Raw genomic sequence first — 15,873 nt, 5'->3', positions numbered from 1 at the left:
TTGTCCCCGCTGACAGTGACCGCTTCGCCGGATTCGACAGCTTCGGATCCCACTCGGTGCGATTATGGACTTACCGTCCGCACGCCATGACAAACACGCGAGGGCCGACGGCCCCGCGTCATGGCTCGAGGGGACCCGGCTGCTCCCGGCCGCTCCGGCTCAGTCGCCTTCCGTGTGCTCCCGCGTCGCCAGCAGCCTCCGCAGCGAGTACAGACGCGCCGGGTCCGCGTGACCCTCGGCGACCCAGGCGTCCAGGGCGCAGTCCGGTTCGTCGTGACTGCACGCGCGTGGGCAGCCCTCCGTACCCGGCTCCAGATCGGAGAAGGCGTGGATGACCCGGGACGGATCGACATGGGCGAGGCCGAACGAGCGCACCCCGGGGGTGTCGACCACCCATCCCTCCGCGCCCGACAGGGGAAGCGCCAGCGCGGACGTCGTCGTATGGCGCCCGCGCCCCGTCACCGCATTGACAAGCCCGGTCGAACGCCGCCGTTCCTCCGGCACCAGCGCGTTCACCAGCGTCGTCTTACCGACCCCGGAGTGCCCCACGAACGCCGTGATCCGGCCGTCCAGATGCTCCCGCACCCGGCCGGCCGCCGCGCCGCTCTCCAGTTCCGCCCGACTGGTGACGACGTACGGGATGTCGAGGGCGCCGTACAGCTCCAGCAGCTTGTCGGGCGGCGCGAGGTCCGACTTGGTCAGCACCAGCAGTGGGGTCAGCCCACCGTCGTACGCCGCGACCAGACAGCGGTCGATCAGGCGCGGGCGGGGCTCGGGGTCGGCGAGGGCGGTGACGACCGCCAACTGGTCGGCGTTGGCGACGACGACCCGCTCGTAGGGGTCGTCGTCGTCCGCGGTACGGCGCAGTACCGACGTCCGCTCGGCGATGCGGACGATCCGCGCGAGCGTGTCCTTCCCGCCGGACAGGTCGCCGACGATCGCCACCCGGTCACCGACCACCGCCGCCTTGCGGCCCAGTTCCCGGGCCTTCATGGCGAGCACGACCCGGTCCTCGACGAGGCAGGTCAGCCGGCCCCGGTCGACGGTGAGGACCAGGCCCTCCGCGGCGTCCTCGTGCTTGGGCCGGATGTGGGTGCGCGGCCGGTTGCCCTTGCGGTTCGGGCGGGAGCGGATGTCGTCCTCGTCGGTGTGCTTGCCGTAGCGGCGCATCGTCTGCGTTCCTATGCCCCGAGCATCCCGGTCCACAGGTCGGGGAAGTCCGGCAGGGTCTTCGCCGTGGTCGCCACGTTCTCGACGCGCACGCCCTCCACCCCGAGGCCGATGACCGCGGCGGCGGTCGCCATGCGGTGGTCCTCGTAGGTGTGGAAGACGCCGCCGTGCAGCGGGCGGGGGCGGATGTGCAGACCGTCGGCGGTCTCGGTGACGTCACCGCCGAGCTCGTTGATCTCCTTGGTGAGCGCGGCCAGGCGGTCCGTCTCGTGCAACCGGAGGTGAGCCACGCCGCGCAGGGTGGACGGCGAGTCCGCGAGGGCCGCGACGGCGGCGATGCCCGGCGCCAGCTCGCCGACATCGCCGAGGTCCACGTCGATGCCGTGGACCGACCCGGAACCGGTGAACACGAGCCCGTACTCGGTCAGCTCGCAGGAACCGCCCATGTCGGTGAAGATCTCCCGCAGCCTGTCACCGCCCTGGGTGGTGCGGGCGGGCCAGTCCGGGATGACGACCCGGCCGCCGGTCACCAGCGCCGCCGCGAGGAACGGCTGCGCGTTGGACAGGTCCGGCTCGATCGTCAGGTCCCGTCCGAGCAGGGCCCCCGGGGTGACCCGCCAGACGTTGGGCTCACCGCCCGACTCGGGGCTGTCCACCTGGGCGCCCACCGCGCGGAGCATGTCGACGGTCATCCGGATGTGCGGCATGGAGGGGAGCGTCGAACCGGTGTGCCGGACCTCGACGCCCTGGTTGAAGCGCGGCGCGGACAGCAGCAGGGCACTGACGAACTGCGACGACGAGGACGCGTCCACCGACACGGTGCCGCCGTCCAGTGCGCCGCCGCCGTGCACGGTCAGCGGCAGCGCGCCGCGGCCGTCGTCGTCGATCCGGGCACCGAGGTGACGCAGCGCGTCGATGACGCCGTTCAGCGGGCGCTCGTAGGAGCGGGGGTCGCCGTCGAAGCGGACGGGGCCGTCGGCGAGTGCGGCGACCGGGGGAGGAACCGCATCACCGTGCCAGGCGTTCCCGACATCGACGGTGGCCGGGCCGCGCAGGCTCGTGGGCAGCACCCGCCAGGCCTCACCGGTGCCGTCGGGGCCCACACCCTCTTCGATCTCGATGCCCATGGCCCGCAGCGCGCCCGCCATCAGCAGCGTGTCCCGGGAGCGGAGCGGGCGGCGCAGCCAGCCGGGCTCGGAGGCGAGGGCGGCGAGCACGAGGGCACGGTTGGTGACCGACTTCGACCCGGGCACGTGGACCGTCGCGTCGACGGCTCCGCTCGCGTGCGGGGCGGGCCAAAGGGAGGTGTGTGCGGGGTTAGCGGTCATGCGCCCCACTTTAGTGGGGGCCCCGACCGCCGGGCGTGCCCGGGACCTCCGGGTCAGCCACCCCCGCGTCCGAGTCACTCCTGGTCGGGCCGCCCAGCGGATTCTCCCGGGGGAGGCCCGACGGAACCGTTCCTCTGGGCTGAGCAGGGTTGAGTCCGCTCAGCCGCACGCCCCGAACGGTCCTGGGCGCTCCCCCGCTGCCTCGAGGGCGGGGGAGGTGCCCCGGGTCCCCGGCGTACTCGCCCCCGGGGCGGCGACACGCATCCGGTGCGTGGTCCGCACCCGGGGGCCGGCTCCCGCACGGCCCGGCGGCACGAGCATGGCCGGAGGCGACGGGGGGCCCCGAACCATCACTCCGGTGGAGCAGGGGACCCGGCAGGCGCCGTACCCGGCGTCCCGGAGCGCACGAGCGCGTCACCCCGCACGGCCCACCACACCGCACGCCCGCCCGCCGACCACCACACGATCGAGTCGCACCCACCCGCGCGCACGCTCTCCCCGGCAAGCAGCCGACGCCCCCGGGCGGTCCGGGCGTCGCTTGGAACCGTCAGCCGTCAGACGTCACGACAGCAGTCGCCGTCCCTCCCCGGCACCGCCGGCATCACAGCCCCAGCAGCCACCGTCCCCCGCCGAGCAGCGCGCACAGCGACACGGCGTGGAACAGGAACAGCCACAGCCCCGCCGGTACGTGTGTCAGCCGGGACAACTGGTCCGCGTCCGAGTCTCCCGCCCGCCGCACACCACCGCCCTCAAACGACGCTCCGCGACTGCCATATATGCCCCCGCGCGCCCGCTTCGCCTGGAGTTCGAAGGCCGGACGCACCCCACCGAGCAGCAGGAACCACACCACGGCGTACGCGAACGCAGCCTGGACCTGGGGGCCCGCCACCCAGGACACCAGGACGAAGGTGCCGCCGGTCACCAGTACCGTCAACGCCCCGTACGCATTGCGGATCATCACCAGCATCGCCACGAGCAGCAGCGTGGCCAGCCACAGCAGCAGGGTGATGCGTCCGGTGCCCAGGAGCGCCGCGCCGCCGAGTCCCAGCAGCGGGGGAGCGGTGTAGCCGGCCGCGGCGGTGAGGATCATGCCGATGCCGGTCGGCTTGCCGCGGCTGACGGTCAGGCCGCTGGTGTCCGAGTGGAGGCGTATCCCCGTGAGCGTGCGGCCGGTGAGCAGTGCCACGAGCCCGTGGCCGCCCTCGTGGGCGATGGTGATGGCGTTGCGGGAGAGCCGCCACAGCCCGTGCGGTGTGACGACGACGAGCGCGGCGGCCAGTGCGGCGATCACCACCCACAGATCCGGGTCGGGCTGGGTACCGGACACCTCGTCCCAGAGCGAGGCGAGCGAGGCGGATGCGGTGCTGTCCATGTTCGGTGGGGGCTCCTCGGGTGGCACGGAGTCTGGCAGTGTTGCATGTATGTGCGGACGGTATGCAGCGAGTCGCAGCCCCGAGGAGCTCGCGGAAATCTTCGGCGTCCAGAAGTGGGACCCGGAGGAGACGCTGGAGCCCGACTACAACGTGGCCCCCACCAAAGAGGTCTTCGCCGTTCTGGACCGCGTAGTGAAGGACGCGGACGACCCGCGGCCGGTTCGGCAGTTGCGGAAGCTGAAATGGGGCCTCGTGCCGTCCTGGGCCAAGACGCCCGAGGGCGGGGCCCGGATGATCAACGCACGCGCGGAGACCGTGCACGAGAAGCCGTCCTACCGCCGCGCCTTCGCCACCCGCCGCTGCATCCTGCCCGCCGACGGCTACTACGAGTGGGTCACCGGCACGCAGGAGCGGGAACTGGAGGTCGAGGGCAAGAGGAAACGCCCTCGCAAGCAGCCGTACTTCGTGACGCCGGCCGACGGCTCGGTGTTCGCGATGGCCGGACTGTACGAGTTCTGGCGGGACCGGACCCTGCCGGACGACCATCCGCGGGCCTGGTGGGTGACGTGCTCCGTCATCACCACCGAGGCGGAGACCACGCCGCTCGCGGTGTCCCCGGAGGACGGCCCGCGGGCCCTGGCCGACATCCACCCGCGGATGCCGCTGATGCTCACGCCGGACCGATGGGACGCCTGGCTGGACCCCTCCCGGACCGACACCGAGGACCTGCGTGGGCTGCTCACCCCGCCGCCCCCCGGCCTGATGCGCGCCTTCCCGGTCTCCACGGCGGTCAGCAACGTCCGCAACAACGGCCCGGAACTGCTGAGGGAGCTGGCCGCACCGGAAGAGAGCACACTCTTCTGATGTGACGAACGTGAGACCTTCCGCCGAGACCGCCGAGACCGCCGAGACCGCCGAGACCGCCAAAGCCGTCGAGACCGTCGAGACGGAAGCCGGTCCCGCCCGCATCACCTGGCACCCTGCCCGACGCACCCCACGCCTCGTCCTCGCACTGAGTCACGGCGCCGGCGGCGGCATCGAGGCGCGCGACCTGAGGGCCCTGGCCGCCGTGCTCCCCGCGCACGGCGTGACCGTGGCCCTGGTCGAGCAGCCCTGGCGGGTGGCCGGGAAGAAGGTGGCGCCCGCGCCGAAGACCCTGGACGTCGCCTGGCGGAACATCTGGCCCGCGCTGACGAAACCGGGCCTGCCGGTGATCTCGGGCGGGCGCAGCGCCGGAGCCCGCGTCGCGTGCCGCACCGCCGGCGAACTGGGCGCCCATGCCGTACTCGCCCTCAGCTTCCCCCTGCATCCGCCGGGCAGGCCCGAGAAGTCCCGCGCCGGGGAACTGCTCGGCGTCGCGGTCCCCACCCTCGTCGTGCAGGGGGGCAACGATCCGTTCGGCAGGCCCGGGGAGTTCCCCGAGTACGGGAGGGGCCGCGCGATGGGGGTCCCCCCAGGCGTTCAGCTCTGGAAGAGCGTCGGTGCGAGGGCGGTGGTGGGAGACGGGTGGGCGTACGAACTCGTGGAGGTGGCTCACGGCGATCACGGCCTCAGCGTTCCCAGGCGGGCGGACATCACGCAGGACGAGGCCCTGACGGTCGTCACCGACGCGGTCGTGCGGTGGGTCGACGCGCTCGGGCAGCGGCGGCACGGCCCCCTCGGGTAAAGCTTCGGGAATGTCCCGGCCCTCCCCGCTGTTGACCCCGACATATCCGCCGGTCGCCGGCATCGACGTCTTAGGAGAGAGGGAGTCCGCCGCATGGGGTCGACGTATTGCCCGAGGCGCAGTAGCCGTGCCGACCTGGACTGGACGGTGCTGCACGCGGCCCGGACCGCCCCTGTTCGGGCGGCGGACGGACCGGATCGTCGTCTATCCTCCGATTCGAGTGAGACCGCTTTGGGTCGCACGACGACTCTGGAGGAGGTGGGTCCGGTTCCCGGTACCGGCGCAGGGACCGAACACGGCCAGGCGGAGCAGCCCGAGGGCCAGGGCGGCAGGAGCGGCAAGAGCACCGAATCGCCCGCGGAGCGCAACGCGCGCTTCGAGCGGGACGCTCTCGAATTCCTCGACCAGATGTACTCGGCCGCACTGCGCATGACGCGCAACCCGGCGGACGCCGAGGACCTGGTCCAGGAGACGTACGCCAAGGCGTACGCGTCCTTCCACCAGTTCCGCGAAGGCACGAACCTCAAGGCGTGGCTGTACCGGATTCTCACCAATACGTTCATCAACTCGTACCGCAAGAAGCAGCGTGAACCGCAGCGCAGCGGCGCCGAGGAGATCGAGGACTGGCAGATCGCGCGTGCCGCGTCGCACATGTCGACCGGTCTGCGCTCGGCGGAGTCGCAGGCGCTCGACCACCTGCCCGACTCGGACGTCAAGGAAGCGCTCCAGGCGATTCCCGAGGAGTTCCGCATCGCCGTGTACCTCGCGGACGTCGAGGGCTTTGCCTACAAGGAGATCGCCAACATCATGGGCACACCCATCGGTACCGTGATGTCCCGGCTGCACCGTGGTCGCCGCCAGCTGCGCGGCATGCTCGAGGACTACGCGCGCGAGCGCGGACTGGTCCCGGCGGGTGCCGGACAGTCGAACGAAGCGAAAGGCTCGGGGTCATGAGCTGCGGAGAGCCGCACGAGACGGATTGCAGCGAGATCCTCGATCATCTCTACGAGTTCCTCGACCGTGAGATGCCGGATGCCGACTGCGTGAAGTTCGAGCACCACTTCGAGGAATGCTCGCCGTGCCTCGAGAAGTACGGACTCGAGCAGGCGGTGAAGAAGCTGGTCAAGCGGTGCTGCGGGCATGACAACGTGCCGGGCGACCTGCGGTCCAAGGTCATGGGCCGACTCGACCTGATCCGCTCCGGTCAGGCCGTTCCCGAGCAGGACGTCACGGCTTCTCCGGCCCAGGCCCCGCAGGTCTCCGAGCCGTCCCAGGCCCCGCAGGCCACGCCGCAGGAGTCCTGAGACCGGACCGCCCGGCTGCCCGGTCGTACGGCCGTCCGGCTCTCTGGCCGACCTGGCTGTCTGGTCGATCTGGAAACTCGTTCCCGAAAAACGTCCCCCGAAAGGGGAGCGACGTCACTCGTACGCGCTAATCCGCGGGTCATGGGCCCGCGGAGGCGTCGTTCGCCCCCTAGGCTCCGGAGTCTGACAGACGGCAGGCCGTCGAGCGCGGCAGGCACGGTCGGGGGAGGGGCTCATGGAGGCGTTACCGGCGCGGGCTCGCGTGTATGTGGCCGGTGTCGCCGCGGCGGGCCTGCTTTGTCTGCTGCCGCTGCACGTCGCGCAGCTCGTGCACGGCCCGCAGGTGCCGCACGTTCCCTGGCGCGCGCTCGCCTCGCTCGCCGTGCTGTACGCGTGCTGCGAGTGCCTCGTCCGGTCCCGGTACCTCGGCGTCCCGAATCCGGGCGGCACCTTCCACCCCGTACTGCTGGCCGCGGCCTTCCTGCTGCCGCCGTCCGCCGCCGCGCTGGTCGCGCTGCCCGGCGCGCTGCTCACCCCGGTGGAACAGCGGCCGTTCCTCGCGCGGCGGATCTGGCGGGCCGGTCAGCTGACGCTCGCCGTGTGGGCCGCGAGCCGGGCGCACCAGGCGGCCGGCGGCCGGGACGCGGTCGCGGCCGGTGACGTGCCGGCGGCGCTGGGTGCGGTCGGCGCCTCGGTACTGGTGTTCTGCCTGGTACTCACTCTGCTGGACCACGGCATCGTGGCGCTCACGGCCGGCGTGCCGCTCCGGCGCGGGAGCCTGAACTCCCGGCCGGCCACCTGGCGGCGGCTGTTCCTGCGCTCGCTCGCGCCGGTCACCGTGCACGGGCTCGCCGGACTGATGATGGCCCTGCTGTGGCGCAGTCCCTACGGGCCGGTGACCGCGCTGCTCGTGCTGCTGCCGATGTACGTCTCGTGGTGGGCGTTCGCCCAGTACCACCGGGAGCGGGCCGCCCACCAGGCGACGATCCGCGCGCTCGTGCAGGCCGTCGACATCAAGGACGGGTACACGCGCGGGCACAGCGAGCGGGTCGGACAGGCTTCCACGATGATCGCGCGTGAGCTCGGCATGGACGACGAACGGATCGAGATGCTGCGCTTCGCGGGCATCCTGCACGACGTCGGCAAGCTCGGTGTGCCCACTCGGTTGCTCACCAAGAACGGACCGCTGACCCCCGAGGAGCGGCGGGTGATCGAACTGCACCCCGAGTACGGGCACGAGATGGTGCGGGGGATCTCCTTCCTGGGTGAGGCCCGCGCGGCGGTGCTGCACCATCACGAGCGGCTGGACGGCAGCGGCTACCCCTACGGGCTGGCGGGCGGGCAGATCCCGGAGTCCGCGCGGGTGGTGGCCGTCGCGGACGCCTTCGACGCGATGACCTCCACCCGGTCCTACAGCAGGGCCCGGCCGGTGCCCGTGGCGCTGGAGGAGCTCCAGCGGTGTGCGGGCGGTCACTTCGACCCGCGGATGGTGGAAGCGCTCGTACGGGCGATCGGCCGGGCCGGCTGGCACCCCGCGGTGACGGCCGAGGAGGTCCGGCCCCCCGATCTGCCCGCTCCCGTGCCGGCCCCCGACCTCGACGCCCCCTACCCCGCCGGATCCGTCACCGATCAGCCCCGGGCCCGCCGATGAGCCTCCGGCTGCACACCCTCGTGCACGCAGGCGCCGCCGTGCTCGCCACCGGCTGTCTCGGCGCCACCCTGTGGAACGGGGTCGCGGACCGCGGTGCCGCCCTCGCCTTCGGGGTGCTCGTCACCGTCGGCGAGCTCACCCGGCACAACGGACCGCACGTCCGTCAGGCCGCGCCGCTCGCCGCTGCCGGGGCGCTGGCGTACGCGCTGCTCGGTGAGGCCGGCGGGCGGCCCACCCACCACGACGCGGCCCAGATCGTCACCGTGGTCCTCGCCGGCTCCCTGCTCGGCAGCGTGCCGCACGTCGGGCGCGGTCCCGGACCCACCCGCGACCACCTGGCCCGCCGGACACTGACCGTCGGATTCGTCGCCGTGTGCTTCCAGCCCCTCCACGGCCGCGGGACGTTCGACGACTGGGGTGGCTCCGCCCACGCGCTGCTGCTGCTCGCCCTGCTGTCCCTGTCCGCGCTCTGCGACGCCGTGCTCGCCGCCGCGCTGGCCCACTCCCGCACCGGCTGGCCCTTCCCGCCGGTGCTGTGCGACGAACTGCGGGCCCTGCCCGGCATCGTGGCCGCCGTCGTCGCGACGGGCGCGGTGATGGCACTCGGCGTCGCGGTCGTGGGACTGTGGGCGCTGCCCCTCCTCTCCGTGCCGCTGCTGCTCGCACAGCTGTCCTATCGGCGGTACGCCGCCGTCCGGACGACCTACCGGCAGACCATCACCTCCCTCGCGCGGGCCACCGAGATCGCCGGCTGCACCCCGGCCGGGCACGCCCGCAGGGTCGCCGAGCTCAGCCGGTCGGTGGGCCGGGACCTGGGGCTGACCGAGCCCGACCTGACGGTGCTGGAGTACGCCGCCCTGATGCACGACATCGGCCAGCTCAGCCTCGTCGACCCGGTGCCCGTGGGCGCCACCGCCTCCCTGCCCGTCCTGGAACAGCGGCGGATCGCCCTGCTCGGCGGCGCGGTGGTCCGCCAGACCGGGGTGGACCCACGGGTGGCGGGGATCGTGGAGCGGCAGGCCGACCCCCACCGGGAGCAGCCGCTGGCCGCGCGGATCGTCCGAGTGGTGAACGCGTACGACGAGAAGTCCCGGGCGGGGGGCCCCGGCGGGCCGCTCACGGCACTGGAGGAACTGAGGCTGGGCGCCGCCGGGGAGTACGCGCCCCAGGTCGTCGAATCGCTGGCCCGGGTACTGTCCCGGGAACTCCGGGAACGCGGGGACCGGTATGCGATGTGAGGCCGTGAGGACGGCGCCGGGGCGTGAGGGCGGGTATCGAGCGTGGCGAGAGCCGCGAACGGGACGGCCTTACCCGGCCCGGGGCTGGGTAACCCATGGGTAATGAGCGCCGTTCCGGCCGTACGTGGTTGGATGCGAAGGAGACGGTGTCCGGAGGGCTAGGCCGCCCACCGAACGGAACTGGCAGGCGGGAATCGTGAGGATCTTCGGCAAGGGACGGAACCGGCCCTCCGCCTCCTGGCGGCAGGCCACGGACCGCGCGTTCACGCTCATCGGCGACGGCCGGTACGAGGACGCGGGCGCGCTGCTGACCCGGGCCGCCGACCTGGAACCCTGGCTGTCGGAGTCCTGGTTCAACCTCGCGCTGCTGCACAAGTTCCGGCACGACTGGGAGCAGGCACGGGCGGCGGGTCTCAGGGCCGTCGCGCTGCTCGACCGGGACACGGGGGCGCCCGACTGGTGGAACGTCGGCATCGCCGCCACCGCCCTGCAGGACTGGCCGCTGGCCCGCCGCGCCTGGCAGGCCTACGGGCTCCGGGTGCCCGGCAGCCCCACCGGCTCAGGTGAGCCGCTCGGCATGGACCTGGGCAGCGCGGCCGTACGGCTGTCCCCGGAGGGGGAGGCCGAGGTCGTCTGGGGGCGGCGGCTGGACCCCGCGCGGATCGAGGTGCTGTCCATTCCGCTGCCGTCCTCCGGCCGTCGCTGGGGCGAGGTCGTCCTGCACGACGGGGTGCCGCACGGCGAGCGGAGCACGGCCGCCGGGCACACCTACCCCGTGTTCGACGAGATCGAGCTGTGGGCGCCCTCACCCGTGCCGACCTGGGTGGTCCTGCTGGAGGCCGCCAGCGAGGCCGACCGGGACGCCCTGGAACAGCTGGCCGCGGACGCGGGATTCGCCGCCGAGGACTGGTCGTCCTCGGTGCGGCTGCTGTGCCGGATGTGCTCGGAGTCCCGGATGCCGTCCGACGAGGGTGAGGGCGAGCACCTCGACCCGCACGACCACAGTGAGCCCGGCCGCCCCGGACCGCTCGGTCACCGCACCGACGGGCAGCTGTGGGTGCCGGAGCGGGAGTGCGGGCTCGCCGCGCCCGCCTCGCTGGTTCGCGGCCTGCTGGACGGCTGGGTCGCGGACAGTCCGGAATCACGCGACTGGCGGGACCTGGAAGAGGTTTGCTAGGTCGACTGTCGGGGTCCGTACGCCGGGCCGGCCACGGGGCGGGGACCGGGGCCGGTGGGTCGGTCACCGTACCCTGTATCAGCATCACCCCCATGTTTTCCAGGAAGGCGTACGTCGGTCATGGCTCAGCAGGACACCGATCAGCAGCACGCGGGCGTGCTCCCCGTCGACGACGAGGGGTACGTCATCGACACGGAGGACTGCGCCGAGCGCGAGGCCGCTTGGGTCGAGCGAGGCACCTCGCGACCGATCACCGTGGTCGGCAACCCGGTGCTGCACAAGGAGTGCAGGGATGTTACCGACTTCGGCCCCGAACTCCAGCAGTTGGTCGCGGACATGTTCGCCAGCCAGCGCACCGCGGAGGGCGTGGGGCTGGCCGCGAACCAGATCGGCGTCGACCTGAAGGTCTTCGTCTACGACTGCCCGGACGACGACGGCGTGCGTCACGCCGGAGTGGTCTGTAATCCCAAGCTGGTCGAACTGCCCGCCGAGAGGCGCCGGCTGGACGACACCAACGAGGGCTGCCTGTCGGTACCCGCCGCGTACGCGCCGCTGGCCCGGCCCGACTACGCCGAGGTGACCGGTCAGGACGAGCAGGGCAACCCGGTCAAGGTGCGCGGCACCGGCTACTTCGCACGGTGTTTGCAGCACGAGACCGACCATCTCTACGGCTACCTCTACATCGACCGGCTGTCCAAGCGGGAACGCAAGGACGCGCTGCGGCAGATGGCCGAGAACGAGCCGCGCTATCCCGTGGTCGCCAACGACTGACCGCCGGCGGCCTTCGCCCCCTGGAGCCCGGTGGCCCCTGTCGCCCCTCAGGTCCCCCGGGGCGCAGAACTCCCTTGCGCACGGCGTCTGGTCCGGATTCCCTTCCGGACCAGGCGCCGTTCGTCTTTTCGTCACATGTTCGACCCCTCGACGGATCGTCAACCCTGAAACCAGCCACACAAGGGGAGGATCTCGGCACCGTGGGGTGGCGAATGAAGCAAATACGTTCCCAGAGCCGTCAGTTGTGATGCTGAATGGAGGTGCGGGGATACGCACCGGCGCACGCCCGGCAGAGAGGGCCGGGCGCATGTCAACTGGCGGCCGAGAGGGGATTGTTCGTGCATGCTTTGTCACACGGCACCACATCGAAACCGACCGTCGTCGCGGTTCCACCGGCGCTGTCTCTCCCGGTGATCGAGGCGGCGTTTCCCCGGCAAATCCATCCGTATTGGCCGAAGCTCCAGCAGGAAACCCGTGCGTGGCTGCTCGAAAAGCGGCTGATGCCGCCCGACAAGGTGACTGAATATGCCGACGGCCTGTGCTACACGGATCTCATGGCGGGCTACTACACAGGCGCCGCCGACGAGGTCCTGCAGGCGATAGCGGACTACAGCGCGTGGTTCTTCGTCTGGGACGACCGTCACGACCGCGACATCGTGCACGGCCGATCCGCCGCCTGGCGGCGGCTGAAGGACCTGCTGCACACGGCCCTCGACAGCCCCACGGACCACCTGTGCCACGAGGATTCACTGGTGGCCGGGCTCGCGGACAGTGTGCGGCGGCTGTACTCGTTCCTTCCGGACACCTGGAACGCGCGGTTCGCCCGGCACTTCCACACGGTGATCGAGGCGTACGACCGGGAGTTCCACAATCGGACGGAGGGGATCGTCCCCACCGTCGAGGAATACCTCGAACTGCGTCGGCTCACCTTCGCGCACTGGATCTGGACCGATCTCCTGGAGCCAAGTGCGGGCTGTGAACTCCCGGAGGCCGTGCGGAAGAACCCGTCCTACCGGAAGGCGGCCCTGCTCAGTCAGGAATTCGCCGCCTGGTACAACGACCTCTGCTCGCTCCCGAAGGAAATAGCGGGTAATGAGGTGCACAATCTCGGAATCAGTCTCATCACCCATGAAGGGCTGACCCTCGAAGAGGCGGTCAGTGATGTGCGGTACCGCGTCGAGGAATGCATCACGGAATTCCTCGACGCCGAACAGGACGCCCTGAAGTTCGCCGACAGCCTCGACGACGGCACGATAGGAGGAAAGGAACTGGGCGCCGCCGTGCGGGCCTGCCTCGGAAACATGCGGAACTGGTTCAGTTCCGTCTACTGGTTCCACCACGAGTCCGGCCGGTACATGGTCGACAGCTGGGACGACCGATCCACGCCCCCGTACGTCCACAATGAAGCGGTAGGTGGGGAATGACCGTCGAGTCGGTGGAACCCGACGCGGCCGCGGCGACCGAACCGCGCGAGCCTCCGGTGGCCGGCGGCGGAGTCCCCGGCCTCGGCCACGGCCTCAAACTGGTCCGCGATCCGCTGGCCTTCATGGCCCAGCTGCGCGACCACGGCGACGTCGTGCGCCTGAGGCTCGGTCCCAAGACGGTGTACGCCGTCACCACGCCCGCCCTCACCGGGGCGCTGGCGCTCGATCCCGACTACATCATCTCCGGCCCCCTGTGGGAGTCCCTGGAGGGCCTGCTCGGCGAGGAGGGCGTGGCCACGGCCAACGGCCCGCTGCACCGGCGCCAGCGGCGCACCATCCAGCCCGCCTTCAAGCTCGACGCCATCCCCGCCTACGGCCCGATCATGGAGGAGGAGGCACACGCGCTGACCGAACGCTGGGCGTCGGGGAAGACGGTCGACTGCGCCTCCGAGTCGTTCCGGATCGCCGTGCGCGTCGCGGCTCGCTGCCTGCTGCGCGGTGAGTACATGGACGAGCGGGCGGAGCGGCTGTGTGTCGCGCTCGCCACCGTCTTCCGCGGCATGTACCGGCGGATGGTGGTGCCGCTCGGCCCGCTGTACAAGTTGCCGCTGCCGGCCAATCGCGAATTCAACCGGGCTCTGGCCGATTTGCACCGCGTGGTCGACGAGACCGTCGCCGAGCGCCGCGCGTCCGGTCAAAAGCCGGACGATTTGCTGACGGCATTGCTGACGGCGAAGGACGACAATGGCGACCCGATCGGGGAGCAGGAGATCCACGACCAGGTGGTCGCGATACTCACCCCCGGCAGTGAAACGATCGCCTCCACGATCATGTGGCTGCTCCAGGCGCTCGCCGCGCATCCGGAACACGGGGACAGGGTGCGAAACGAAGTTCTCGGCGTTACCGGTGGGCGTCCGGTGGCATTCGAGGACGTCCGCAAGCTCACCCACACCAACAATGTCGTCGTCGAGGCCATGCGTTTGCGGCCCGCCGTCTGGATATTGACGCGCCGGGCGGTCGCCGACAAGGAACTCGGCGGCTATCGCATTCCGGCCGGGGCGGACATCATCTACAGCCCGTACGCGATCCAGCGCGATCCGAAGTCGTACGAGCGCAACCTGGAGTTCGATCCGGACCGTTGGCTTCCGGAGCGTGCGAAGGACGTTCCGAAGTACGCCATGAGTCCGTTCAGCGTCGGCAACCGAAAGTGTACGAGCGATCACTTCTCGATGGCCCAGCTGACCCTGATCACGGCCGCGCTGGCGACGAAGTACCGATTCGAGCACGTGGCCGGCTCCGACGACGCCACCCGCGTCGGCATCACACTGCGCCCGAACCGGCTGCTGCTGAGGCCGGTCGCGCGCTGAGCCGTCACGTCCGGCGGGCGTTCAGGCGGCCTCGGGGCCGCGGAACGTCCGCCGGTAGGCGTTCGGGGTCGTGCCCACGGTGCGCACGAAGTGGTGGCGCAGCGCGGCCGCGTTGCCGAAGCCCGTACGGCCCGCGATCGCGTCCACCGTCTCGTCCGTCCCTTCCAGCAGCTGCTGGGCGAGCAGGACCCGCTGGCGCAGGATCCAGCGGTACGGCGTGGTGCCGGTCTCCTGCTGGAAGCGGCGGGCGAAGGTGCGCGGGGACATGTGGGCGCGGGCCGCGAGCTGCTCGACCGTGACCTCCTCGTTCAGATGGCGCTCCATCCACACCAGCACCTCGGAGACGGTGTCGCCCCCGGACCGCGGCAATGGCCGCTCGATGTACTGGGCCTGGCCCCCGTCGCGGTGCGGGGGCACCACCATGCGCCGCGCGATCCGGTTGGCGACGGCGAAGCCCTGTTCCTTGCGCACGAGATGCAGACAGGCGTCGATACCGGCGGCGGTGCCCGCGGAGGTGATCACCGGATCCTCGTCGACGTAGAGCACATCCGGCTCGACGGTCAGGTGGGGATACAACCTGGTCAGCGCATCCGCATGACGCCAGTGGGCGGCGGCGCGCCGGCCGTCGAGGAGGCCGGCGGCGGCGAGCACGAACACGCCGGAGCAGACGCTGAGTACCCGGGCGCCCCGGTCCACGCCCCGGCGCAGCGCGTCCAGCAGGTCGGGCGGGAAATCCCGTGTCTCGTAGCACGACCCGGCGGGTACGGTGATGAGGTCCGCCGTCTCCAGGCGCTCCAGGCCGTGCTCGACCTGGAGCGAGAAGCCCGTGTTGCTGCGCAGGGCGGGGCCTTCGGCCGAGGCGACCGCGAAGTCGTAGACGGGTAGGCCGTCATCGCTGCGGTCGACGCCGAAGACCTCGCAGACGACGCCGAGTTCGAAGGGGTTCACGCCGTCGAGCAGGACGGCGGCCACATTGCGGAGCATGGCTCCAGTGTGCCTCGGTGGTGGCAGTAAATCGAGGGTGTGAGGCAGCTCTGCCACTGGTTGGTAAGGAGTGTCCGGCGCGACACTGATGTACATGGATACGACACGCATGGAAGCACTGGTCGGAATGCTGTTCGTCCTCGGACTGCTCGCCCTGATGGTTCTCCCCGCCGTCGTCGGCATCGCGCGCGACCGGAGGATCGGCCGGCAGCTGAAGCAGGCCGAGGCCGGCGGCGCCGCAGCCGAACGGGACGCAGCCGAACACGAGGCTGTCGCGTGGCGGCCCATTGCCGCCGGACCGTCCCGGCCGGCGGGGAGCACCGCGCCCGGCCCCGCACGGAGTGCCACCTCGCATCACACCGCACGCGCGGCGTGAGACGGGTGGCACCCGGGCGGATTCCGGGGCCAGGGCCTGCGGAC

The 15,873-nt window shown here is 71.4% G+C and carries 15 protein-coding genes; 11 read left to right on the top strand and 4 right to left on the bottom strand.

The features are described from left to right. Positions 1 to 159 precede the first annotated feature (159 nt). The 3 genes from rsgA to WJ438_RS14325 form a co-directional block, all read right to left on the bottom strand. Positions 160 to 1,170, bottom strand: coding sequence for a ribosome small subunit-dependent GTPase A (rsgA, locus tag WJ438_RS14335; RefSeq protein ID WP_406725585.1), 1,011 nt, complete (start codon positions 1,168 to 1,170; stop codon positions 160 to 162). 11 nt (positions 1,171 to 1,181) lie between these two features. Further along, complete coding sequence (gene aroA, locus WJ438_RS14330) at positions 1,182 to 2,498, bottom strand: 3-phosphoshikimate 1-carboxyvinyltransferase (RefSeq protein ID WP_406725584.1); 1,317 nt, start codon at positions 2,496 to 2,498, stop codon at positions 1,182 to 1,184. Positions 2,499 to 3,099: 601 nt separating this feature from the next. Further along, the gene (locus WJ438_RS14325; protein WP_406725583.1) at positions 3,100 to 3,870 is read right to left on the bottom strand and encodes a M50 family metallopeptidase; all 771 of its coding nucleotides are present in this window, start codon (positions 3,868 to 3,870) and stop codon (positions 3,100 to 3,102) included. A gap of 49 nt (positions 3,871 to 3,919) precedes the next feature. Here WJ438_RS14325 and WJ438_RS14320 point away from each other — a divergent pair, with 49 nt between their 5' ends. From WJ438_RS14320 to WJ438_RS14275, 10 genes are all read left to right on the top strand, one after another. Then, positions 3,920 to 4,735 (top strand): SOS response-associated peptidase, encoded by an 816-nt coding sequence (locus tag WJ438_RS14320; RefSeq protein ID WP_406725582.1) that lies wholly within the window; start codon positions 3,920 to 3,922, stop codon positions 4,733 to 4,735. Positions 4,736 to 4,745: 10 nt separating this feature from the next. After that, positions 4,746 to 5,537: an alpha/beta family hydrolase gene (locus tag WJ438_RS14315; protein ID WP_406729688.1), complete on the top strand. Its 792-nt coding sequence runs from the start codon at positions 4,746 to 4,748 to the stop codon at positions 5,535 to 5,537. 258 nt (positions 5,538 to 5,795) lie between these two features. Then, on the top strand, positions 5,796 to 6,491 hold the full coding sequence (locus WJ438_RS14310; RefSeq protein ID WP_406729687.1) for a sigma-70 family RNA polymerase sigma factor: 696 nt from the start codon (positions 5,796 to 5,798) through the stop codon (positions 6,489 to 6,491). Further along, positions 6,488 to 6,841, top strand: coding sequence for a mycothiol system anti-sigma-R factor (gene rsrA, locus WJ438_RS14305; RefSeq protein WP_406725581.1), 354 nt, complete (start codon positions 6,488 to 6,490; stop codon positions 6,839 to 6,841). The genes WJ438_RS14310 and rsrA overlap by 4 nt, the downstream gene beginning before the upstream one ends. A gap of 235 nt (positions 6,842 to 7,076) precedes the next feature. Beyond that, a complete protein-coding gene (locus tag WJ438_RS14300) occupies positions 7,077 to 8,492 on the top strand; it encodes an HD-GYP domain-containing protein (RefSeq protein WP_406725580.1) in 1,416 nt (471 codons plus the stop codon). Further along, entirely contained in the window at positions 8,489 to 9,730 is a 1,242-nt protein-coding gene (locus tag WJ438_RS14295; protein WP_406725579.1) for an HD-GYP domain-containing protein, read from the top strand. The genes WJ438_RS14300 and WJ438_RS14295 overlap by 4 nt, the downstream gene beginning before the upstream one ends. A 196-nt stretch (positions 9,731 to 9,926) precedes the next feature. Beyond that, positions 9,927 to 10,907 (top strand): tetratricopeptide repeat protein, encoded by a 981-nt coding sequence (locus WJ438_RS14290; RefSeq protein WP_406725578.1) that lies wholly within the window; start codon positions 9,927 to 9,929, stop codon positions 10,905 to 10,907. Positions 10,908 to 11,027: 120 nt separating this feature from the next. Continuing rightward, positions 11,028 to 11,678, top strand: a complete 651-nt coding sequence (def, locus tag WJ438_RS14285) for a peptide deformylase (RefSeq protein WP_406725577.1) — start codon at positions 11,028 to 11,030, stop codon at positions 11,676 to 11,678. A 338-nt stretch (positions 11,679 to 12,016) separates the two neighbouring features. After that, positions 12,017 to 13,102 (top strand): epi-isozizaene synthase, encoded by a 1,086-nt coding sequence (gene cyc1, locus WJ438_RS14280; protein ID WP_406725576.1) that lies wholly within the window; start codon positions 12,017 to 12,019, stop codon positions 13,100 to 13,102. Further along, positions 13,099 to 14,469, top strand: coding sequence for a cytochrome P450 (locus WJ438_RS14275; RefSeq protein ID WP_406725575.1), 1,371 nt, complete (start codon positions 13,099 to 13,101; stop codon positions 14,467 to 14,469). The genes cyc1 and WJ438_RS14275 overlap by 4 nt, the downstream gene beginning before the upstream one ends. A gap of 21 nt (positions 14,470 to 14,490) precedes the next feature. Here WJ438_RS14275 and WJ438_RS14270 read toward each other — a convergent pair whose 3' ends face one another. Continuing rightward, positions 14,491 to 15,453: a helix-turn-helix domain-containing protein gene (locus WJ438_RS14270; protein WP_406725574.1), complete on the bottom strand. Its 963-nt coding sequence runs from the start codon at positions 15,451 to 15,453 to the stop codon at positions 14,491 to 14,493. Positions 15,454 to 15,547: 94 nt separating this feature from the next. On the opposite strand from WJ438_RS14270, the gene WJ438_RS14265 reads away from it, so the two are divergent. Beyond that, positions 15,548 to 15,829, top strand: coding sequence for a hypothetical protein (locus WJ438_RS14265; RefSeq protein WP_406725573.1), 282 nt, complete (start codon positions 15,548 to 15,550; stop codon positions 15,827 to 15,829). Positions 15,830 to 15,873: the final 44 nt, after the last annotated feature.

The sequence above is a fragment of the Streptomyces sp. GD-15H genome, from assembly GCF_045291515.1.
In the GTDB taxonomy this organism is placed as follows: domain Bacteria; phylum Actinomycetota; class Actinomycetes; order Streptomycetales; family Streptomycetaceae; genus Streptomyces.
This window is presented reverse-complemented; position numbering and strand designations above follow the sequence as displayed.

Excerpts from the sequence above, each read along its gene's own strand:
- rsgA (WP_406725585.1), bottom strand. The coding sequence starts at position 1,170 with ATGCGCCGCTACGGCAAGCACACCGACGAGGACGACATCCGCTCCCGC.
- aroA (WP_406725584.1), bottom strand. The coding sequence starts at position 2,498 with ATGACCGCTAACCCCGCACACACCTCCCTTTGGCCCGCCCCGCACGCG.
- WJ438_RS14325 (WP_406725583.1), bottom strand. The coding sequence starts at position 3,870 with ATGGACAGCACCGCATCCGCCTCGCTCGCCTCGCTCTGGGACGAGGTG.
- WJ438_RS14320 (WP_406725582.1), top strand. The coding sequence starts at position 3,920 with ATGTGCGGACGGTATGCAGCGAGTCGCAGCCCCGAGGAGCTCGCGGAA.
- rsrA (WP_406725581.1), top strand. The coding sequence starts at position 6,488 with ATGAGCTGCGGAGAGCCGCACGAGACGGATTGCAGCGAGATCCTCGAT.
- WJ438_RS14300 (WP_406725580.1), top strand. The coding sequence starts at position 7,077 with ATGGAGGCGTTACCGGCGCGGGCTCGCGTGTATGTGGCCGGTGTCGCC.
- WJ438_RS14295 (WP_406725579.1), top strand. The coding sequence starts at position 8,489 with ATGAGCCTCCGGCTGCACACCCTCGTGCACGCAGGCGCCGCCGTGCTC.
- def (WP_406725577.1), top strand. The coding sequence starts at position 11,028 with ATGGCTCAGCAGGACACCGATCAGCAGCACGCGGGCGTGCTCCCCGTC.
- WJ438_RS14275 (WP_406725575.1), top strand. The coding sequence starts at position 13,099 with ATGACCGTCGAGTCGGTGGAACCCGACGCGGCCGCGGCGACCGAACCG.
- WJ438_RS14270 (WP_406725574.1), bottom strand. The coding sequence starts at position 15,453 with ATGCTCCGCAATGTGGCCGCCGTCCTGCTCGACGGCGTGAACCCCTTC.
- WJ438_RS14265 (WP_406725573.1), top strand. The coding sequence starts at position 15,548 with ATGGATACGACACGCATGGAAGCACTGGTCGGAATGCTGTTCGTCCTC.